Source organism: Streptomyces apricus, assembly GCF_008369065.1.
In the GTDB taxonomy this organism is placed as follows: Bacteria; Actinomycetota; Actinomycetes; order Streptomycetales; family Streptomycetaceae; genus Streptomyces; species Streptomyces apricus.
In genome coordinates this window covers 10,537-29,706 of the sequence record NZ_VDFC01000047.1, presented here as the reverse complement: position 1 = coordinate 29,706, position 19,170 = coordinate 10,537, and the positions used below count along the sequence as shown (strand labels likewise).

Sequence of the window (19,170 nt, the reverse complement as noted above, 5' to 3'; positions counted from 1 at the left end):
CTGTAGGGGTGGGGCGCGGGCGGTTGGGGGGCCGGTCCGGTGGTGATTCGGGTGCCGGCCGGCTGTGGCTGGTCGCGCAGTTCCCCGCGCCCCTCACGGGGCGCCCCTGGATGCAGCGGGCTAGACCTCCAGGTCCACGACCACCGGGGCGTGGTCCGAGGCTCCCTTGCCCTTGCGTTCGTCCCGGTCCACGTAGGCGTCGGTGACCGCCTTCGAGAAGGGGGCGTTGCCGTAGACCAGGTCGATGCGCATGCCCCGGTTCTTGGGGAAGCCGAGCTGGCGGTAGTCCCAGTACGTGAACGGGTGGTCGTACTTGAGGGGGCGCGGGACCACGTCCGTGAGGCCGGTCCCGCGCAGGGCGGCGAGGGCGGCGCGCTCGGCCTCGGTGACATGGGTGGAGCCCTCGAAGAGGGACCGGTCGAAGACGTCGTCGTCCGTCGGCGCCACGTTGTAGTCGCCCAGCACCGCGAACGGGCGGCCGCCCGCCGCGTCCTCGGCGACCGCCGCCCTCAGGGCCTCGAACCACTGGAGCTTGTACGCGTAGTGCGGGTGGTCCACCTCGCGGCCGTTCGGCACGTAGACCGACCAGACGCGCACCGGTCCGCAGGTCGCGGAGACGGCGCGCGGCTCCTCGACACCCTCGTACTCCGGGCCGCCCGGCAGGCCGCGCACGACGTCCTCCAGGCCCACGCGGGACACCACCGCCACGCCGTTCCACCGGCCCGTCGCGTTCACCGCGGACTCGTAGCCCAGCTCGCGGAGCTCCTCGGACGGGAACTGCTCGGCCGTGGTCTTGGTCTCCTGGATGCACAGCACGTCCGTGCCGGTGCTCTCCAGCCAGGCCAGCACCCTCGGCAGACGGGCGGTGACCGAGTTCACGTTCCAGGTGGCGATACGCATGGACCACAACCTACCGGGCGCCTGTGACACCCACCGGCCGGCTCAGAGGTCGGCGGTCTCGCCCGGCGCCAGCCGCAGGTGCTCGGACCCGCCCAGCGCGCCGATCTGCCGGTCGTACGCGGGACGCGCCAGGTCGGTGAGGAGGGCGTCGTGGATGTCGTACGCGCGCTGCGGCTTCACCTCGCGGACGTAGTCGATGACCTCGGAGATCTTGCTCCAGGGCGCCTGCACGGGCAGCATCAGCGTCTCGACGGCGTGGCCGGGGACGGTGAGCGCGTCACCCGGATGGAAGACGCGCCCGCCGTCGACGAGGAAGCCGACGTTCGTGATGCGCGGGATGTCGGGGTGGATCACGGCGTGCAGCTCGCCGTGGACCTGCACGTCGAATCCCGCGGCGGTGAACGTGTCGCCGTGGCCGACGGTGTGCACCCGCCCGGGGAACGCGGCCGCGAGCTGGTCGGCGACCGACTTCAGCGTGTAGACCTGCAGCCCGGGGTCGGCTTCGAGACCGGCCCGCAGGTGCCCCTCGCTGAAGTGGTCGGGGTGCTCGTGCGTGACGAGGACGGCCTCCGCGCCGACCGCGGCGTCCGCCTCGCTGAAGACGCCGGGATCGATGACGAGGGTGCGGCCGTTCTTCTCCAGACGGATGCAGGCGTGCGACTTCTTCGTGAGCTTCATGTCCTCCATCCTGCCTCCGGGCGCCGGCGCGGGCTCCCCCGAGGGGGCCCGCGCGGTCCTCACTCCTGCGGTGTGGTCTCCTCGCGGATGACCTGCTGCGCCACCTTGAAGGCGCTGTTCGCCGCCGGTACGCCGCAGTAGACGGCCGCCTGGAGGAGCACTTCCCTGATCTCGACCGGGGTGAGGCCGTTGCGCAGCGCGGCCCGGGTGTGGAAGGCCAGCTCGTCGAGGCGGCCGCCCGCGACCAGGGCGGTGAGGGTGACGCAGCTGCGCGAGCGCCGGTCGAGGCCGGGCCGGGCCCAGATCTCGCCCCACGCGTAGCGGGTGATGAACTCCTGGAAGTCCCCGGAGAACTCGTCGGCCTGGGCCAGCGCCCGGTCCACGTGGGCGTCCCCGAGCACCTCGCGGCGGACCTTGAGGCCGGCGTCGTACGGGTCGGGTCGGCCCACGACCGCCTCGGGCTGGGGGGCGGGCGCGATCTCGGCGACGGGCGACGCCTGCTGCTGCACGACGGGCGCCGCATGCGCGGGCGGGACGACGACCGCCATCTGCCCGGTGGACGAGTCGTAGGCCGGCTGCTGCCAGGCGGTGGAGAAGTGCCGTACGAGGAGGTCCGTGACCGCGGCGGGCTGCTCCACGGGCACCAGGTGGGAGGCGCCGGGCACGACCGCGAGACGGGCGTCGGGTATCCCGGCCACCAGGGTGCGGGCCTCGGCGGGGCCGGTCACCTGGTCGTCCGAGCCGACCAGGACGAGGGTCGGCACCCCGATGCGGCCGAGTTCGGCGCGGATGTCGAACGCGGCCAGCGCCTCGCAGGCGGCGATGTAGCAGCCCGGGTCGGTGGTGCGCACCATCTGCACGGCCCACTCGGTGATCGCGGGCTGCGCCGCGGCGAAGCCGCTGGTGAACCAGCGCTCGGGGGAGGTGCGCGCGATGGGGTCCAGGCCGTTGGACCGGACGATCACACCGCGCTGGCGGAACTCGTCGGCCGTGCCGAAGCGCGGGGAGGCCGCGATCAGGGTGAGCGAGGCGAGGCGGTCCGGGCGGCGCAGCGCCAGTTCGGCGCCGACCGCGCCGCCGAGCGCGCAGCCCGCGTACCCGAACCGCTGGACGCCGAGGGCGTCGAGGGTGGCCAGCAGCCGCTCGGCGAGCTCGGTGACCGATCCGGCGGGGTGCGCCGGCGCGCCGCCGTGCCCCGGCAGGTCGAACCGGAAGACCCGCCACTGCTTGGCCAGCTCGGGAACCTGCCGGTCCCACATGTGCCAGGTGGTACCGAGGCTGGGTCCCAGGATCAGGACCGGGGCGTCCTCCGGCCCGTCAAAGCGGTGTTGCAGCGTATTGATCATGGCTTCGGTCACGGGTTCACACCTTCATCTGTCACGATCTGTCACACACCCCCCGCGAGACCTCCCCATGCCTCCGCTGCTGGAAGCAGGTCCGCCACGTCCGGCTTCACGTACCACTTCTGGTCGTGTTCGCGTTGGTGTGCCCGGCTCACGGGGCGAGCGGGTGATCCGGCACCCCGTTGTCCGCCAGGCAGGTCAAGCACGACGCCCGAGCATCGTACAGACGGACCCTGCGAAGGCCGCTTTCGTCCATGATCATGTAGGCTTGCGCCCGCAACTGCCGCCCGCGCGGAACGGCTCCCGGTCCGTCCACGAGCACGTGGCCGGGCAACGGACTCTCGTGACCGCGGTCGTCCCCGACGAGGATCCGGCACGGGAGCCGACCGTGTGCTCCACCCCGAACGCAGGACACACCGACGTCCCGTACGAGGTCATGCGCTGGTTCCCGTACGCGCGGCGGGCCTTGCGCCGGGCCGGCCGTCCAAGATCCCCGATTGACGCTCGGAGTCGAGCTAGGACCAGCCGTCGCTCGCTCGCTGTTCCTTCTTCAGCCGCATGGCTCTACGGGCCATGGCATGCAGCCGTACTGGACCCGTAGCCATGCCTGCCCGTTCCGTGGGGATGTCCACGTACATCCAGTTCGACGGGGGCCGGGTACCCGCGCATCTGCCGGTCGGGAGCAACCGGCCGACCTTCAGCAGCGAGTCAGCCGCGTCACGTACACCACAACTGGCATCAAGATATCCTCTTTTGCCTAACTCCTTCACCAATCCCCGCAATTCCTCTTCGCGGGCCAAAACCTCAACTCGAAGGCATACGGGGTCATATGACCCTGGTTCGGACTCCATCCCTTCACGGTAGCCTCACGCAGAGTTCAGGGCCCCCTAGAGATAGGCACTCAAACGAGTGAATCCTTGATGCATGCCTCCGGCATATGCAAGAGGAACGCGTCCTATCAGATCACGCCGCCAACGCCCTGCAGCCCTCATGGATCAGCCTGGACGAACACAGCGACAATTCGTTCCTGCTTGTCATGGGAGGTGGGAGCGGGCTCACTCCTCGGAGGCCACGGCGTGTCCCCGTACCGGGGCGCCGTGCTCCGTCCACGCCGACCACAGGGCCGCGTACCGTCCGCCGAGGGCCAGGAGTTCGGCGTGGGTGCCGAGTTCCTCGACGCGGCCGTCGGCCAGCACGGCGATGCGGTCGCAGCGGCGGGCCTGGGAGAGACGGTGGGCGACGACGAGCGCGGTCCTGCCGCGCACCAGGGCGTGGGCGCCGTCCTCCAGCACGCGGGCATGCGCGCTGCCGGCTTCGGCCGTCGCCTCGTCGAGGACGACGACCGGCGGGTCCGCCAGCATGATGCGGGCGAGGGCGAGTTGCTGTCCTTGGGCGGCGTCCAGCGGATGGCCGCCGACACCGATCCGGGTGTCCAGGCCGTCGGGCAGCGCCGCCGCCCAGCGCGCGCCCACGGCGTCCAGTGCGGCTTGGACGGCCCTGTCGTCGGCATCGGGTGCGGCAAGGGTCAGATCGTCGCGCAGGGTGCCGGTGAAGACGTGGGGTTCCTGTGCGATCACCCCGACCCAGGCCGGACGGTCCTCGTCGCTCATCTCCCGCACGTCCATGCGGCCCAGCCGGTCCGCGAACACCGCGCGCCCCCGGGGCGGGGCGAGGACTCCGCCGAGGAGGTGCGCGAGCGTGGTCTTGCCGGCGCCGCTCGCGCCGACGACGGCCAGCGAGGTGTCCGGCGGCACCACCAGGTCGACGCCGTGCAGTACGTCGCCGCGCCCGGGACCGTAGGAGAAGCGCAGGCCGCGCGCCTCGACGGTGACCGGCCCGGACGGCAGGCGGGCGGGCCCGGCCGCCGGTGCGGGCAGGGCTGCGACGCCGACGACCCGGGCGAGCGCCGCACCGGCCCGCTGGACCTGGTCGAACGAGGTCAGCAGGGTGCCCAGCGGGTCGAACAGCCGGTGGAAGAGCAGTCCGGCCGCCGCGACCGCGCCGACGCTCACCTCTGCGGCGTCCACCAGCAGGGCCCCGGTCAGCAGGATCGCGCACAGGCCGAGGGCCTCCGCGGCGTTCATCGACTTCGCCAGCCACAGTGACAGCCAGGTGGCGCGCAGCCCCGCCGTCAGGGCGTGCCCGGAGGCGGCGTCGACCCGGCCGGTCTGCAGGACGGCCATGTCGTACGCGTCGACGGTGCGCGCCCCGTGCAGGGACTCCAGCACCACCCTTCCGCGCTCCGCCGCCGCGGTGCGCTCCTGGGCGTACTGCCGGGCTGCCCGGGGCAGGTGGGCGTGCAGACCGAGCACGTACACCGGCACCACCGTCAGGAAGGCCAGGGCCAGGCGCCAGTCCAGGGAGGCGAAGGCGGCCAGTGAGACGGCGATCGTGCCGGTGGCGGTGGAGACCTGGGCCAGCAGCGGCACGGCGGTGGTGAAGTTCTCCATGTCCTCCGTGACCCGCGAGGTCACCTCGCCTCCGCCGGCCGCCTCGGCCGCGCGCGGGTCGAGCGCCAGCACCCGTACGACGACGTCCTCGCGCAGCCGGGCCGCGATCCGGGCGCCCAGCACCACCGTGGCGCGCTGCGCGGCCGCCGTGCACAGCGCTCCCGCGAGCGCGGTCAGCGCGGTCCGGATCAACAGGCCGGCCAGGTCCGCGTGGTGGGCGCGTACGGCGTCCACGAGATCGCCCAGCAGCAGCGGCACCAGGACGCCGCACACCCCGGCCGCCAGCGTCCAGCCCAGGGCGGCCGCACAGTCCCGTGGGTGCCGGCGGGCGATCCGGGCCAGGTGGGCGAGGGCGTGCCGGCCGGAGGCGACGGGCAGGGGAGTCGCTGTCATCGCAGTACCGTTTCGGCGTAGTCGGGCACGTCCAGCAGGGTGGGGTGGGTGGCGAGGACGGGGATGTTGTCGTGTCCGACGAAGAGGACCCGGTCGCAGCGCGCCAGCAGCGGCGGCGAGGAGGTGACCACCACGGTGATGCCGCCGTCCGTGCGCCGCGCCGTGAAGAGCCGGTCGGCCACCTCGTCCTCGGTGACCGCGTCGACCGCGGTCAGCGGGTCGTGCAGGACGAGGACGGACGCATCCGCGGCCACCGCCCGTGCCAGCGCGAGGCGTTGACGCTGGCCGCCGGACAGATCCGTGGCTCCGTCGGCAGGTTCGGCCGCCGCCGCGCCCCGTGCGGCGGTCACCGCGCCCAGTGCGGCGACGTCCAGAGCACGTGCGTGCCGCGCCGGGTGATGCTCCCGTCCGCTGTCCAGCATCTCGTCCACGGTGCGGCCGAACAGGTGCACGGCGTGCGGCGCGGCCAGGACGTGACGGCGCAGCCGCCGGGGGTGCGCCGGGTCCGGGGAGGTGCGGCCCGCGTGCACCGCGCCCGTCCGGGGCGGCCGGTCCCCGGCGAGGACCTCGACGAAGGCCGACGCCACCGCCGGATCCACGGCCACCACGCCGAGGGCCTCACCCTGCGCCAGGTCCAGGCTGAACGGCACGGCATCCGCCACGCCCACCGCGCGCAACCGTAGCCCGCCGTCCGGAGCCGGGGCCGGAGCCAGGGCCCGCGCCGGGGCGACCGCCTGGCGGGGCAGGGGCGGTGCGCCGTGCAGCAGCGGGCCGAGCCGGGAGGCGCTCGCACGGGCCGCGGCCCACTGCTGCAGGGCTGCCATCGCCCCGGCGACCGGATCGGCGACGAACGGCGCCGTCGCCGCGACGGTCACGAACTGCGCGACACCTATGCGGCCCGAGTACGCCATCACGGCCGCCAGTGCCACCACCGCCGTCGTCACGGCCGCCGTCGCCGTGAGCGTCGCACCCAGCACGAGCGCGGAGGCCCGCGCGGCGGTGACATCCGCATCCAGGCAGTCGTGGCTCAGCGTCCGGTAGCGCCGGGCCGCCTCCGTCTGGCCGCCGAAACCCCGCAACACCCGCAGGGCGCGCACCAGTTCGGCGGCGAGCGCCGCCGTCAGCCCCGCGGCCTGCTGGCGCTCCCGCAGGCGGGCCTCCAGCCTCGGCCCCGCCGCGTCGACGGCCACGACGAGCGGCGGTACGGCCAGGACGACGCACAGCCCCAGGACGACGTCGATGCGCAGCAGGACGACGGCGGTCACCGCCAGTGCGGCCACCGACGACAGGACGCGGGTGAGCAGGGCCGGCACCCGCGCGGTCGCCGTCGCGTCCGAGGTCACCACCGACAGCAACTCGCCCGGCGTACGGCCGGCCGCCGCGCCCGGTGCGGCAAGGACCCGGCCCACGGCGGCGACCCGCAGCCGGTGCGCCTCCTGCTGCACGGCCCTGTTCAGCACCCAGTACGAGACGCCGCCGCCGGTGGCGAGGACGGCGAACAGGAGCAGGATCAGTCCGAGGGCCACCGCCATGCGGCCCGGGTCACCGCCCGCCACCGCCCGCTCGACGGTGAGGCCGATCGCCAGTGGCACCAGCGCCTCGCACACCTGGTGCACGGTCGAGGCCAGGCAGCCGACCGCGAGCGCACGACGGCGCCGCCGCAGTACCTCGACGAGAACGCTGCGCGGTGCGCGGGCGCGCACATGCCGCAGCGCACGTACGCGTCTGTCCCCGCCTGTCCTGCCTGCCATACCTGCTATGCCTGCCATGCCGGAGCCTTTCGTCGAAGCCGCCTCCTGTCGGAGACGACGCGACGCTAGGCCGGTGCACCCGGTCCGGCCCAAGGATTCGGCGCAGGCGAATCGTGCCTGCCGCGCGACCGCCCTACCCGAGTCCTGGAACAGCAGTGGCAGCGCCGCCGGGCAGCCCCTCCGGTCCGGGCAGCCCCTCCGGTCCGGGCAGCCCCTCCGGTTCGGGCAGCCCCTCCGGTCCGGCCGGCCCGGCCGCCCGGGATGCCCCGACCGCCTGGTCGCGGACCCCGAACAGGCCGAGCAGCTCCTCCCCCGCCGGTTCCAGTCCGTAGTACACGCGCCGTCCGGCCCGCCGCCGGTGCACCATCCCCGCCGCCCGCAGCCCGCTCAACTGCTGCGACACGGTGCTCGGTGCCAGTCCCAGCAGCCGGGCCAGCGCCGACGTCGTGGCCGGCACCACCAGCGCCCGCAGCACGGCGGCCCGGCGCTGCCCCAGCAGCGCGACGAGACGGTCCCCCGGCACCGGATCCACCGCGGCGCCGCCCGCCAGCACGGCCGCACCCCGCGCCTGGTACGTGACCCGCAGCAGGTCCGGCTGGTCGGTCGAGCAGCCCATCCGCCCGTGGGCGAACACCAGCGGCACCAGCAGCAGCCGCTGCCCCGTCGCCGTGAGCCGCGACTCCTTGGCCTTGGGCAGCGACAGCACCGGCGGCTCCCACAGCGCCGGTCCCCCCAGCCCGGCCAGTACGGCCTCCGCGCCGTTGCCGGCAAGCGACCGCGCCCGCAGCAGGATCTCCTCCTCCAGCACCGTGCGCATCAGCGGCCAGTACGGGGCCATCGCCTCGCGCCAGAACACCTCGAAAGCGTCGGCGAGCCGTCCGAAAGCCCGCTCCCGGTCCTCGCGGTAGGGGAGCAGGAAGTCCGGGACCCCTTCCGGATAGTGCCGGGTGAACTGGTACTCCACCACGTCACCCGGTGTCGTCCGCAGCACCGCCAGCTCGGCGTCCAGCCCCGGATCGGGCTGGGGCACGAACGGCTCGAACAGGTCAGGGGTGCGCCGGGCGCGGCCCACACCGTACAGCTGCGGGTACAGGCACAGCGGGGCGGTCTGCGGCACGGACGCCAGCACCGCGGCCGCCTGCTCGGCCCACCCCGTGTACGGCCAGGGCGCGCGCCCGCCACCTCGGTGCAGCAGCTCCAGCGCCGCGATCACCTCGGCGGCGGGACTGATGGCCAGCCGGGTGCGCGACAGGGTGACCTCGTCCAGTTGGATACGGATCATCGGACGCCCCCGCTCGCTGCCCTCACGGTGCCAGAGTAAGGAACGGGGCGTGGGTCCGGGGCAGTTGGTGGAGGCCCTCGCCGGGGGCCACGAGGCGCTGAACCTGCTGGCGGGCGACATGGCCCTGCTGCTCCGGCGAACCGGGCGGAGCCCGATCCTGCAGGGGACTCCAGGTCGGGGTCAGCGTGCGGCGGCGATCATTTCGAGTGTTGCGGCGAATTCGACCGCCAGGTGCAGTCGGTGTCCCTCGACCAGCTCCTTCGGTGCCTTCGCGGGGAAGAGCGCGCAGAGCTTGATGTGGATGCCGTCGGGCAGGGGCCTGCACTGGTGGTAGGCGATGATGTCGATCGGAGTGTTGTCGTCGGCCAGTTCGGTGTGTCCGGCGAGGAACAGCTGGAACCCCTCGTCGAGGTCGAAGGGCGCCGGGAGATCGGGGTCGGACGCCACCAGCACCTCGGTCGGGGTGCCGTACATGCCGAACGTCTCCATGGCACGGGCGACCCCAGGCTTCTGCGGACAGAAGAAGAAGTGATCGGGATTGGCCGCCACGACCAGTTTCTGGAGCTCGTCGAAGTCGACCACGTGAGCACGGAATTCCTCCAGGGTCACCCCGGTCACCTTGATCTCGGCGCGCGCCTGCTGCAACGGCAGTCCGGCGGAGGCGGCGTTCCATTCCTTCCACAGCCGATCGGACGTCCGCAGCGGCTCCGCGAACAGCTTGCGTATGCCTTCCGGGCCGTACGCCAAGGTCGTCGCCACGTTGATGTCGTGGGCGTCCTCGGCGCCGAGGAAGTCGATCTCGTCGTCGGACAGCGGGTTGTCGTGCAGTTCGATGCTCGCGCCGAGCCGCTTCATCTGGTGCAGCACGTGCAGATTCCGCACATGGCGCAGTGTGTCGAGTTGCTCGGCCGAGTAGGGCTGTCCGTCGACGGTGCACTCGATGGCGACGTTGCTCATGAAAGACCTTTCCGGTGCGCTAGCAGAGGTGTGTGGTCAGGCGGCGGGGCGGGCGGTCAGGGGACGGCGGCGCAGGTCCGGGTCCTCCACGGCCGGGGGCCGGTAGGCCTGGTCGAGGGTGCCGATGTCGGTGCCAGACAGACCGGCGCCCCGCCGGTTGGGGTCCTGGTCCTTGCCCGTCGGGCGGCCGAACTTGGTGGCGAGGACGACGCTGTCCCGACGCCCCTGCAGCGCCCTGCCCACGACGTCCTCGGAATCGCCGTAGGCGTCGGCGGTGTCGACGAAGTCGATGCCGGCGTCCAGGGCCTTGTGGATGATCCGGGCCGATCCCTCGGGCTCGTTGCCCATGGCGGTGGCGAACATCAGCCTGCCCAGGGCGTAGGGGCTGACCTGGATGCCGGTCCGGCCGAGAGGGCGGTGGCGCATGTGGCTCTCCTGCGAGTTCGCACGCTGGTCAGCAGCGTACGAGTGCCGTACGCTGCACTAAACGGAAAGCTTTTCCGGAACTATACGGAAAACTTTTCCGCTTGCATAGACGGAGGTGATGGTGTGTCCCGGAACCGGGCACAAGCCGCAACGGCGCCCCCTGGTCCGGAGGGCCTGGCACCGCGGCGGCAGCGGGCGGACGCGCGCCGCAATGTCGACGCATTGATCGAGGCCGCGCGAACCGTCTTCGCCACCTCCGGCGTCGACGCGCCCGCGAAGGAGATCACCGATCTGGCGGGCGTCGGGGTCGGTACGCTCTACCGGCACTTCCCGCGCCGTGCCGACCTGGTCCAGGCCGTCGTGGAGAGCGGGATCGACGCCGTCGCCGACGCCGGTCCCGAACTGGGCGCGGCGCTGGCACCGGCCGAGGCGCTCACCGAGTGGATCGGCCGGCTCGCGGGGCTGCTGGCGACCAAACGCGGACTGGCCTCGGCACTGCACTCCGGCGATCCGGCCTTCGCCGGCCTGCCCGGATACTTCCTGCAGCGGCTGGGCCCCGTCCTGGAAGCGTTGCTGAACGCGGCGGTGGCCGCCGGCACGGTGCGCGACGACGTCAGCGCCGAGGACATCCTGCACGCCGTCACCCAGCTGTCCCAGCCCGCCCCCGGACGGGAGCCGGAACACAACCAGCGCGTCGTCGAGGTGTTCACCGACGGGCTGCGCCGCACGACAGACCGACCGTGATGCCCCGCGCCGGTGCCGGCGCACGGGAACCCTTCCCGGTCGGGCCGGGCCCCTCACCGGTGCAGGCGGAGCCAACGACGGTGACAGCGCCATCGAGTTCAGGGAGCGCCCCCGAGTGAGCTTCTTCGAGGTCGCCACCGATGGGGTGACGGGCCGTGGAGCGCGACGAGCGAGGCCCCCGGACTGTTGATCGAGATGTCTTACGTCTCCATCACGTTGCCCGGGGGCCTCGTTGGCCATCCGCCCTGCCGCACTCGACCTGCCCTCATGCAGTCGTGCGGTGGGTCACCATGCTGATCTGAGCGGCAGCTGTCCTGGGGTGGGGTCAGATCCAGGTGGGCACGCGGCCCTCGGTGTAGCGGGCGCCGAAGCCGCCATGCGGGAGGATCTCGTCGATGGCCTTGAGGTCGGTGTCGGTGAGGGTCAGGTCGGCGGCGGCGGCGTTTTCCTCGATGCGCTTTTGGCTGCGGGTTCCGGGGATGGGCACGATGTGTTCGCCCCGGGTCAGGAGCCAGGCCAGGGCGAGTTGGGAGACGGTGGCGCCCTTGGCCGCCGCGAGTTCGGCGAGCCGGTCGACGGCTTCGAGGTTCTTCTCGAAGTTGCCCGGCTGCCAGCGCGGGTCGACGGTGCGTATGTCGGTGGCTTCGTACCGGCCGGCGGGCTTGGCGGTGCCGGTGATGAAGCCGCGGCCCAGGGGCGAGTAGGCGACGAAGCCGATGCCGAGTTCGTCCAGGACAGGGAAGAGCTGCTCGGCGTCCCGTTCGAACAGGGAGTACTTGCTCTGCAGGACGGAGACCGGCTGTACGGCGTGCGCTCTACGGATCGTCTCGGGTCCGGCCTCGCTGAGACCGAAGTACTTCACCCAGCCCGCGTCGATGAGCTCCTTGACGGTGCCCGCGACCTCCTCGATGGGCACCTGGGGGTCGACGCGGTGCTGGTAGAAGACGTCGATGTGGTCCACGCCGAGGTGGCGCAGGCTGTTGTCGGCGACCTTGCGGATGTTGTCGGGCCGGCTGTTGAGAGGACCGCCGATCTGCTCAGGCGGCACCGACATGTCGACGCCGAACTTGGTGGCCAGGACCACGTCGTCGCGGAAGTCCCTGACCGCCTTTCCGACCAGGATCTCGTTGGATCCGGTGCCCCAGCCGTACATCTCGGCGGTGTCGAAGAAGGTGACGCCCAGGTCGTGCGCGCGGCGCAGGGCGGCGACACCGGCCTCCTCGTCGGTGGGACCGTAGGCCATGGTCAGGCCCATCGCGCCGTAGCCGATCGCCGAGACCTCAAGACCCTGACTTCCGAGTGTCCGGTGCTGCATGACTCACTCCTCGGAGAGAAACTGGAAGGCGATTTCTGCGGCCCGTTGTGTCAGTGGGCTGCGGCGGTCAGTCCGGCGCGGTGGATGCGGGTGTGCTCGGCGACGCGCCGGCCGAGGTGGCGGGCGGTGCTGAGGTCCGCGTCGTGGACCGCGGGGGTGTCGTTGAAGCTCTGTGCGCCGGCGCCGAGGTAGAAGCCGAGGCGGTTGTCGTCCTGGGGGCCGGATGTGGTGGTGTTCCAGCCCGGCAGGAGGTTCAGGCTCACCCAGAGCATTCCGTGCTGGGCCGCCAGGAGCGCCAGGTACTGCAGGGTGTGCAGCTTGTCGCCACTCATGGAGCCGGAGTTGGTGAATCCCGCCGCCAGCTTGTCGCTCCAGGCGCGGGTCATCCACCGCTTGCTGGTGGCCTCGGCGAAGGTGTGGAACGCCCCGGACGCGGTGCCCATGTAGGTGGGGGTACCGAAGATGATGGCGTCCGCGGCGTCCATCAGGTCCCAGTCGGCGTCGCTGAGGGAGGCGACGTCCACGCGCTGGACCTGCGTCCCGGCGACGGAGCGCGCGCCGTCCGCGACGGCAGCGGCGATCTGCGCGGTGTGGCCGTAGCCGGAATGCGACGCGATGACGATCGAGATGTCGGACACGGATGTTCCTCTCCTGCCGCGACGGCGGCGTGTTCGGTGATGGTCCGGCGGACGGCGCGGTGCCCGCTGCGGCGGTCGGCGGTCGGCGGTCAGCTGCCAGCTGCCGGTGCGGCGCATGCCCAGGTGTCCCGGGTCGGCGCCGACCACCATCAGCGTGGATCGCTGTTCCGGTTAAAACCGTATCACCGATAAGACGGCGATACGCAATATGCGATATCGTTGTTCCATGAACGAGGGACGACGCGCCGCGCGGCGCCAGGTACTGCAGGTGGCCGCCAAGCTCCTGGAAGAGGGCGGCAGCGAAGCGGTCTCCACGCGCGCGGTCGCCGCAGCAGCGGGCATCACGGCCCCCGCGCTGTACCGGATGTTCGACGACAAGGACGGACTCCTGGCCGAACTGGCCGCCTACGGGTTCGAGATGTACCTGGCCGAGAAACGCGAAGCGCTGGCGCTGACCCCCGACGACCCGGTGGCCGACCTCTATCGCGGCTGGGACCTGCACGTCGACTTCGGAGTGCGGCACCCCGCGTTCTACATGCTCATGTACGGCACGGTGCAGCCCGGGCAGCGGCCCCCCGCCGCGGACGAGGCGCACGCCCTGCTGGTGACACTGCTGGGCCGGGCGGCCGAGGCCGGGCGCCTTCGGGTTCCGGTGGTACAGGCGACCCGCGTCATCCACGCGGCGACCACGGGTGCCACGCTGACACTGATCGGCGAAGAGCCCGCGGAGCGGGACCTGACCATTTCGGCACGGCTGCGGGACACCGTCATCGCCTCGATCACCACGGACCCGCCCTCCTCGTCCGGGTCGGACCTGGCCTCGCGCGCACTCGCCCTCGACGCGGCACTGGAAACCGCGCTCGCCACCAAGGCCCCGGCTGCGGGCACCGGGGTACCTCTGCGAGACACCGAAACGGCGCTGCTGCGCGAATGGCTCCAGCAACTGGCAGGCTGAACCGGGCCGATCGCTCCGCAGGCGGTGGCCGTTCAGTCACAGCGGTCGGCCACAAGGCCCTCCAGCAGTCGGCGACCCTTCGGCCGAGTCATGATCAACGGCTTGCAGCCGGTCCGAAAGGTGAGCCATGCACGACAACTACCCGAGCTTTCCGGGGTTCGAGAACGTCAGCCTGGAGGACAGCTACGTACTCGACATCGCGGTCCACCCTGGTGTCCTGACCCTCGAACTCGATCTGCTGCTCCTGCTCGGGCACCCCCGATACGGGACCCCGCCACCGGGGGAACGTGCCTGCTTCCGACCGGCCACGCTCGTCTTCGCGTCCGTGCGTGACCTGCACTGGACGGGCCAGAGCGTCATCAAGCCGGCGATCGACGCGAGTGGCAGTGCCGACTTCGGATCAGTTGACTCCCTTGCCAGGCTCGATGCCAGCTACAAGATCGTGGGCGACTGGGGCGAGATCATCCTGCGGTCGGACGCGCCTTCCTTGTGCATCCATCCGGCCTCCACCACCTGATCCAGACGAAACGGCCTAGGCGGCCGGCGTGTTCGGCGTCCACCGCGACCAGCAGCACCCGCTCGGCCGGCGGCAGACTCCACGGCCGATCCCGTATCGCGCCGTTGCCACCGCGCTCCCGTACCGCCTTGCGCGACCCCGGAGCCAAGCGGACAGGAGGCAGAGTCAGCCGAAGAGGGGCTCGCCGTCATGGGCGCTGAAGCGCACGAACTCGGGAGTTCCGTCGAACGCGCGGCTGAAGGTCTCGGCGAATTCGGCGAATTCCGATGACGCCAGATGGGTCTGCAGTGCTTCCTCGGACGCCCACTCCTCCATCAGAACCAAGACGGTCGGATCCGCGACATCTTGGGAGAACTGGTAGCGGTTGCAGCCCGGCTCGGTCCGGCTCGACCTGCTTATCAGCGCCGCGGCCGTCAGAACCTCATCGAGCATCTCGGGCTGAACGCGCGCCACACCGTGGATCACGATGGTCATGGGTCTCCTCCGTACGGTGACGACGCCCACCTGACTGCAACGCCGAAACCATTCAACCGTTGAATGATGCCAGCCTGAAAGTATCACTCGATCCAGATATCATGCAACGCATGAATGATTCTGCTGCCGGTCGCTCTTCACCGTCCCCTGCCGCCGGCGGCGGGCCGGACGGTCGAGCCTTCGCCGCAGGCGTCGCAAGTCGCCCGTCCCTGCTGCTCGCTCGCATCGGCACCGCTCTCGAAGCCGCTGGTGACGACTGGCTGGCGCCCAGCGGACTCAACGGCCGCGATTACGCGGTACTCGCCATCCTCACCACCGATGCGCCCGGCACCCAGCAAGAACTCGCTCGCCTGCTGGGGAAGGCACCCGGTATCGCAGTCATCGCCGTCGACCGCCTCCAGGAAGCGGGCTTGGTGGAACGGCGCCGCGATCCGGCGGACCGCCGCCGCAGCCGGGTCGTCGTCACACCCGCCGGACGTAGGGCACTGCGCAAGGCGGACCTCCTGGCGGACGACGGCCTGTCCCAACTACTCCCCGGCCTGACCGCTCAGGAGCGCGACGTGCTCTACGGTCTGCTCAGCCGCGGCGCCTCACACCTGGCTGGGGAGACTTCCGACGGATGACCGCGCCGTTGCGGCGGCCCGGGGCATTCGGGGCGCCGCCGGAGAGCGTGCGGATGCGCGGTGCACGGGACAAGGTCGAGGTCGAGTCCGGCTCGTCCCGTGGGGCAGGATCCGGGCCGCTCACGCTGTCCGGTAGGCGGGGGTCATTGGGTCCGTGGGGGCAGTTTGGGTTCGTCGGTCACGACCGAGAGCGTCCGGCTCGACGGCTTCATCGGTCCCAATGCCCCGAGCATCACGCGCCCTCTTGTGAGGGGGCCTCCGTGGGTGTCTCGTGACGGAAGCGGCCGGGCGGGACGCCGTATGTGCGGCGGAAGGCGGTGGCGAACGCGAACTCCGAGGCGTATCCGACCTCATGGGCGATCGCGGAAAGCGGGCGGGTCGTGCCCCGCAACAGGCGCGCGGCGAGATCGAGGCGCACGCCGGAGACGTACGCCATGGGTGGTGTGCCGGTCGACGAGCTGAAGCGTCCCGTGAAGACGGTGCGGGACAGGCCGGCCACCTCGCTCAGCCGGCGCACGTTCCACGGTGCGCGAGGGTTCGCGTGGATCGCGTCGAGGGCCGCGGCGATGCCTGGATCGTCCTGTTCCGGCGGGGCGTAGGAGCGCAGCAGCGTGACCAGCATGAGGTCGATCAGCGCGGCCCGGGTGGCCGCCGTGCCGTGGCGTTCCTCGGCGACCTCCTGGCCGAGCAGCGCGACCAGTGCCCGCTCGGCGCCCAGGCCGGGTACGGCCACGAGCGGGGGCATGCCGCGCAGGAAGGGATGCACGCGGCCGCGGGTCAACCGGTAGGCGCCGCAGATCACTTGCGCCTCTGCGTTCCTGACCTCGCCTTCGGCGGCACTCCTTCCGTGGCGGCACGTGGGGAGGTCGTCCAGCGGGCGTGGGCGGCGGCTGAAGCCGTGCCGGGCACCGTTCGGGCAGAGCACGACGTCACCGGCCGTGACCCGGTAGGACGGGCCGTTCTCAGCAGCCGCCCAGCCCTCGCCGTGGAGCAGCACGTAGAAGCCCACACCCTCGAAGGGCGGATGGCTCCAGCCCCAGTCGTCGGTCTCGTCGACACGATGGGCGTAGGAGATTCCGGAGCGCAGGCCGCCGATCGCCTCGGTGATCACGTCCACCCCGGCATCGTACAGACCGGCGTCGTACCGACCGGCGTCGTACCGACCGGCGTCCGGACGAACGCGTATCCGTGACGGACGGTGGCACATGGCCGCGGGGCCTGCCCGCGCGTTGAATCGAGCGATGTGGGCCACAAGATCGTCGCCGGCAATTTCGCAGAGTATGCGCAAGATATGCGCAGGGTGGAGGAGAAGCCTTGAAAGTCACCGTGATCGGGATCTTCGCGGTTGCCGCGGAAAAGCAGCAGGATCTCGTCGAAGCGATCAACCGTGCCGGGGAGGTCGTCCGTGAACTGCCGGGATTTCTCGGTTCGGCTCTCTACGCTTCCGTGGACGGCACCAGAGTGGTGAATCAGTCGCATTGGACCAGCGTGGAGAGTCACGCCGCCGTACTCGAAGATCCTGAGGCGATGGCGCTGGCCGAGGTGATGTTCTCGATCGCGAAACCGGATCCGATCATTTGCGTGGAACGCGGCGAGTTCAGCCCCGCCTGACGGGGCAGGCGGGGCTTCGGCGCCGGGGCGTCGGGCCGCCGGGGCGGGTGCGCGGTGGTGCCGGGTGGGTCAGACCGCCTGGACCGGGTGGTGGACCACCGCGTCGAAGAGGTAGCCCTGGGTGTTGTGGGGCGTGGTCCGCGGCTGGGTGCGGCCCGTGGTGTCCGTCGCGCGGGCCAGCAGCGTGTACGGTCCCGGGGCCGCCGGGCGCCAAGGGGCGGACCAGCGCACCCAGTCGGCGCGCCGGGGGGTGTCGTGGAGTCGGGCGGGCCGCCAGGTCGCCCCGCCGTCGGTGCTCACGTCGACGCGTGCGACCGCGCCCGCGCCCGACCAGGAGCGCCCGGTGAGCCGGTGCTCGGCGGCGGCCTCCAGGCTTGCGTTCCAGGGGAGTTCGAAGGCGCTCTTGAGGGTCTGGCGGGTGAGCGGGGCGCTGCCCTCGTCGGGGTACGCGTCGCCGAACAGCCGGTAGAAGTCCGTGTTCCACGGGGAGTACAGCGGCTGCGCGGAGACCTCGATGTCACCGACCCACTTTATCGACGCGATGCCGACCCAGGACGGCACGAGGACCCGTACGGGGCTGCCGTGGTCCGGCGGGAGGGGCTCGCCGTTCATCTCGTACGCGAGCAGCACGTCGTCCAGGGCCTTCGACAGGGGCAGCGGGCGGCGGACCCGGCCGAGGTTCGTGCCGTCCGCCGTGACGTAGTCGGCGTCCAGGCCGCGGGGCAGGACGTCCACGGCGTGACGGCTCAGCCCGGCCCGGCGCAGCACCTCGCCGAGCCGTACGCCGCGCCAGCGGGCCGCGCCGACCGCGCCCAGCGTCCAGGCCGTGCCGGACACGGTCTGGCCCTGCTGGGTCGTGAAGAAGCTGCGGCCGTTGCCCGCGCACTCCACGAACGCGCTGCGGGTGGTGGCGGGCAGGCGCTTCAGGTCGGCGAGCGTGAACTGCGCGGTGCGGTCCTTCACCAGACCGTCGCCCCAGACGGTCAGGGCCCAGTCGTGCGGGTCCAGGAGGGGGGTGGCGGTGTGGTTGCGGACGAAGAAGCGGTCGGTGGGGGTGTGGTGGCCGGTGCCGGCCAGGGCTTCGAACTTGGTCTCGGCGTTGGTCCCGCGGGACGTGAACCATGCGTCGGGGAGGGGCTTGACGATCCCCGGGACCGCGGCGGCCGGGGTGATCCGCCCGATCTCCCCGGCTTCCCCGGTCCGTCCGGTCCGTCCGGTCTCTTCGGTGTGCCCGGTCCGTCCGGCGGTTCCGGTTGCGGCCAGGGCGGGGGACGCGAAGCCCGCGGTGACCGCGCCGGCCGTCGTGGCCAGTCCGGCGGCGGCCAGCAGCCGGAGCAGGTCGCGGCGCTCGACACCGTCGGCCCGGGCCTCGCCCGCGAGCCACTGCCGGAGTCTGCGGCGGTCGTAGACGGACTCGTCGTCACGGGTGCCGGTAGGTGGGGTGGTACGCGCGCTGTTACGGGGCATGGGCGGGCTCCTGCTCTCGGGAAGTTCACGGGAGGTTCACGGACATGCGTGCGGGCGGGTACGGCGCGGCTCGCCGGGTCTTCGAGCCGGGCCGGACCGGGTCAGGCCCGACCGGGTCAGGTCCGACCGGGTCAGGTCAAGCCGGGTCGGGTCGGGCTGCGCAGGTGAGGGGTGRGGGCGGGAGCCCGGTCACCGGTCGGTCGGGCGTCCGGTGGCGGTCACCGCTGTCCGCGGTCCGCGGTCCGGCCACGGGTTGCGGCCCTGACCTCAACTGCGGCCCAACTGCGGCCTCTGCTGCGGCTTCTGCCCGGCCAGGATCAACAACAGCCGTGCGGCGTACGCACGTGGGAGCGCGGGGCCGGGTGGCACTGGCTGGAGATCATGCACGTCATGGTACGAGGCCGCGTGCCGGTTCGCGGGTGAATCGGCCCGGTCGGCAGCCGAACCGGGCCGGACCGGTCCGGCCGGGGCCCGTGCTCAGAACTCGACCGGTGAGCCGAGGCCGGTGAGGGCGCCGACCGGATCGAGGTCGGGGGTGCCGCGGGGCCACCAGTCGTCGTGGTCCGGTTCCGATTCGTAGGCGTACCAGAGGCCGTCGCGGCCGAGGCGGAGCTGCAGGTGGCCGCGGGGGTGGGTGAGGTGGTTG

At 71.9% G+C, this 19,170-nt stretch carries 17 protein-coding genes and 3 pseudogenes; 6 read left to right on the top strand and 14 right to left on the bottom strand.

What is annotated here, in order from left to right; translation table 11 throughout:
* Nucleotides 1-120: 120 nt before the first annotated feature.
* Genes FGF04_RS26600 through pcaDC form a run of 3 tightly spaced genes read right to left on the bottom strand, consistent with a single transcriptional unit; the run spans nucleotide 121 to nucleotide 2,924 of the window.
* Nucleotides 121-900 carry an exodeoxyribonuclease III gene (locus FGF04_RS26600; protein ID WP_149513896.1) on the bottom strand — a complete coding sequence of 260 codons (780 nt, stop codon included), beginning with the start codon at nucleotides 898-900 and terminating at the stop codon, nucleotides 121-123.
* A gap of 42 nt (nucleotides 901-942) precedes the next feature.
* Nucleotides 943-1,578, bottom strand: coding sequence for an MBL fold metallo-hydrolase (locus tag FGF04_RS26595; protein WP_149513895.1), 636 nt, complete (start codon nucleotides 1,576-1,578; stop codon nucleotides 943-945).
* 59 nt (nucleotides 1,579-1,637) lie between these two features.
* Entirely contained in the window at nucleotides 1,638-2,924 is a 1,287-nt protein-coding gene (gene pcaDC / locus FGF04_RS26590; RefSeq protein ID WP_149514366.1) for a bifunctional 3-oxoadipate enol-lactonase/4-carboxymuconolactone decarboxylase PcaDC, read from the bottom strand.
* 265 nt (nucleotides 2,925-3,189) lie between these two features.
* Here pcaDC and FGF04_RS41315 point away from each other — a divergent pair.
* A pseudogene (locus tag FGF04_RS41315) lies at nucleotides 3,190-3,369 on the top strand (hypothetical protein); the annotation flags it as partial.
* Nucleotides 3,370-3,976: 607 nt separating this feature from the next.
* Here FGF04_RS41315 and FGF04_RS26580 read toward each other — a convergent pair.
* From FGF04_RS26580 to FGF04_RS26560, 5 genes and pseudogenes are all read right to left on the bottom strand, one after another.
* Complete coding sequence (locus FGF04_RS26580; RefSeq protein WP_149513893.1) at nucleotides 3,977-5,764, bottom strand: ABC transporter ATP-binding protein; 1,788 nt, start codon at nucleotides 5,762-5,764, stop codon at nucleotides 3,977-3,979.
* The gene (locus FGF04_RS41715; protein ID WP_188114253.1) at nucleotides 5,761-7,467 is read right to left on the bottom strand and encodes an ABC transporter transmembrane domain-containing protein; all 1,707 of its coding nucleotides are present in this window, start codon (nucleotides 7,465-7,467) and stop codon (nucleotides 5,761-5,763) included. The genes FGF04_RS26580 and FGF04_RS41715 overlap by 4 nt, the downstream gene beginning before the upstream one ends.
* A gap of 181 nt (nucleotides 7,468-7,648) precedes the next feature.
* The gene (locus FGF04_RS26570) at nucleotides 7,649-8,797 is read right to left on the bottom strand and encodes an ArsR/SmtB family transcription factor (RefSeq protein WP_149513891.1); all 1,149 of its coding nucleotides are present in this window, start codon (nucleotides 8,795-8,797) and stop codon (nucleotides 7,649-7,651) included.
* 180 nt (nucleotides 8,798-8,977) lie between these two features.
* On the bottom strand, nucleotides 8,978-9,754 hold the full coding sequence (locus FGF04_RS26565; protein ID WP_149513890.1) for a hypothetical protein: 777 nt from the start codon (nucleotides 9,752-9,754) through the stop codon (nucleotides 8,978-8,980).
* A 144-nt stretch (nucleotides 9,755-9,898) separates the two neighbouring features.
* Nucleotides 9,899-10,180, bottom strand: a pseudogene (locus FGF04_RS26560) (aldo/keto reductase); the annotation flags it as partial.
* 123 nt (nucleotides 10,181-10,303) lie between these two features.
* Here FGF04_RS26560 and FGF04_RS26555 point away from each other — a divergent pair.
* The gene (locus FGF04_RS26555) at nucleotides 10,304-10,924 is read left to right on the top strand and encodes a TetR/AcrR family transcriptional regulator (RefSeq protein WP_149513889.1); all 621 of its coding nucleotides are present in this window, start codon (nucleotides 10,304-10,306) and stop codon (nucleotides 10,922-10,924) included.
* Between the two features lie 325 nt (nucleotides 10,925-11,249).
* Here the strand turns inward: FGF04_RS26555 and FGF04_RS26545 are convergent, their stop codons facing one another.
* Together FGF04_RS26545 and FGF04_RS26540 are read right to left on the bottom strand one after the other, a co-directional pair.
* On the bottom strand, nucleotides 11,250-12,239 hold the full coding sequence (locus tag FGF04_RS26545; protein ID WP_149513888.1) for an aldo/keto reductase: 990 nt from the start codon (nucleotides 12,237-12,239) through the stop codon (nucleotides 11,250-11,252).
* A gap of 50 nt (nucleotides 12,240-12,289) precedes the next feature.
* Complete coding sequence (locus tag FGF04_RS26540) at nucleotides 12,290-12,877, bottom strand: flavodoxin family protein (protein ID WP_149513887.1); 588 nt, start codon at nucleotides 12,875-12,877, stop codon at nucleotides 12,290-12,292.
* A gap of 226 nt (nucleotides 12,878-13,103) precedes the next feature.
* On the opposite strand from FGF04_RS26540, the gene FGF04_RS26535 reads away from it, so the two are divergent.
* A complete protein-coding gene (locus FGF04_RS26535) occupies nucleotides 13,104-13,832 on the top strand; it encodes a TetR/AcrR family transcriptional regulator (RefSeq protein WP_149513886.1) in 729 nt (242 codons plus the stop codon).
* Between the two features lie 127 nt (nucleotides 13,833-13,959).
* Complete coding sequence (locus tag FGF04_RS26530) at nucleotides 13,960-14,349, top strand: hypothetical protein (protein WP_149513885.1); 390 nt, start codon at nucleotides 13,960-13,962, stop codon at nucleotides 14,347-14,349.
* Between the two features lie 40 nt (nucleotides 14,350-14,389).
* On the opposite strand, the pseudogene FGF04_RS42125 reads toward FGF04_RS26530, so the two are convergent.
* A pseudogene (locus FGF04_RS42125) lies at nucleotides 14,390-14,479 on the bottom strand (IS5/IS1182 family transposase); the annotation flags it as partial.
* A 35-nt stretch (nucleotides 14,480-14,514) separates the two neighbouring features.
* Nucleotides 14,515-14,823 carry a putative quinol monooxygenase gene (locus FGF04_RS26525; protein ID WP_149513884.1) on the bottom strand — a complete coding sequence of 103 codons (309 nt, stop codon included), beginning with the start codon at nucleotides 14,821-14,823 and terminating at the stop codon, nucleotides 14,515-14,517.
* Between the two features lie 59 nt (nucleotides 14,824-14,882).
* Here FGF04_RS26525 and FGF04_RS26520 point away from each other — a divergent pair, with 59 nt between their 5' ends.
* The gene (locus tag FGF04_RS26520) at nucleotides 14,883-15,446 is read left to right on the top strand and encodes a MarR family winged helix-turn-helix transcriptional regulator (RefSeq protein WP_149513883.1); all 564 of its coding nucleotides are present in this window, start codon (nucleotides 14,883-14,885) and stop codon (nucleotides 15,444-15,446) included.
* Nucleotides 15,447-15,678: 232 nt separating this feature from the next.
* Here the strand turns inward: FGF04_RS26520 and FGF04_RS26515 are convergent, their stop codons facing one another.
* On the bottom strand, nucleotides 15,679-16,563 hold the full coding sequence (locus tag FGF04_RS26515) for an AraC family transcriptional regulator (protein WP_188114252.1): 885 nt from the start codon (nucleotides 16,561-16,563) through the stop codon (nucleotides 15,679-15,681).
* 197 nt (nucleotides 16,564-16,760) lie between these two features.
* Between FGF04_RS26515 and FGF04_RS26510 the strand changes: the two genes are divergently transcribed.
* Nucleotides 16,761-17,057 carry an antibiotic biosynthesis monooxygenase family protein gene (locus tag FGF04_RS26510; protein ID WP_188114251.1) on the top strand — a complete coding sequence of 99 codons (297 nt, stop codon included), beginning with the start codon at nucleotides 16,761-16,763 and terminating at the stop codon, nucleotides 17,055-17,057.
* A 69-nt stretch (nucleotides 17,058-17,126) separates the two neighbouring features.
* On the opposite strand, the gene FGF04_RS26505 is transcribed toward FGF04_RS26510, so the two are convergent.
* A complete protein-coding gene (locus tag FGF04_RS26505; RefSeq protein ID WP_149513880.1) occupies nucleotides 17,127-18,524 on the bottom strand; it encodes a sulfite oxidase in 1,398 nt (465 codons plus the stop codon).
* Between the last annotated feature and the right edge of the window lie 646 nt (nucleotides 18,525-19,170).

Excerpts from the sequence above, each read along its gene's own strand:
- FGF04_RS26600 (WP_149513896.1), bottom strand. The coding sequence starts at position 900 with ATGCGTATCGCCACCTGGAACGTGAACTCGGTCACCGCCCGTCTGCCG.
- FGF04_RS26595 (WP_149513895.1), bottom strand. The coding sequence starts at position 1,578 with ATGAAGCTCACGAAGAAGTCGCACGCCTGCATCCGTCTGGAGAAGAAC.
- pcaDC (WP_149514366.1), bottom strand. The coding sequence starts at position 2,924 with ATGATCAATACGCTGCAACACCGCTTTGACGGGCCGGAGGACGCCCCG.
- FGF04_RS26580 (WP_149513893.1), bottom strand. The coding sequence starts at position 5,764 with ATGACAGCGACTCCCCTGCCCGTCGCCTCCGGCCGGCACGCCCTCGCC.
- FGF04_RS26570 (WP_149513891.1), bottom strand. The coding sequence starts at position 8,797 with ATGATCCGTATCCAACTGGACGAGGTCACCCTGTCGCGCACCCGGCTG.
- FGF04_RS26565 (WP_149513890.1), bottom strand. The coding sequence starts at position 9,754 with ATGAGCAACGTCGCCATCGAGTGCACCGTCGACGGACAGCCCTACTCG.
- FGF04_RS26545 (WP_149513888.1), bottom strand. The coding sequence starts at position 12,239 with ATGCAGCACCGGACACTCGGAAGTCAGGGTCTTGAGGTCTCGGCGATC.
- FGF04_RS26535 (WP_149513886.1), top strand. The coding sequence starts at position 13,104 with ATGAACGAGGGACGACGCGCCGCGCGGCGCCAGGTACTGCAGGTGGCC.
- FGF04_RS26530 (WP_149513885.1), top strand. The coding sequence starts at position 13,960 with ATGCACGACAACTACCCGAGCTTTCCGGGGTTCGAGAACGTCAGCCTG.
- FGF04_RS26525 (WP_149513884.1), bottom strand. The coding sequence starts at position 14,823 with ATGACCATCGTGATCCACGGTGTGGCGCGCGTTCAGCCCGAGATGCTC.
- FGF04_RS26505 (WP_149513880.1), bottom strand. The coding sequence starts at position 18,524 with ATGCCCCGTAACAGCGCGCGTACCACCCCACCTACCGGCACCCGTGAC.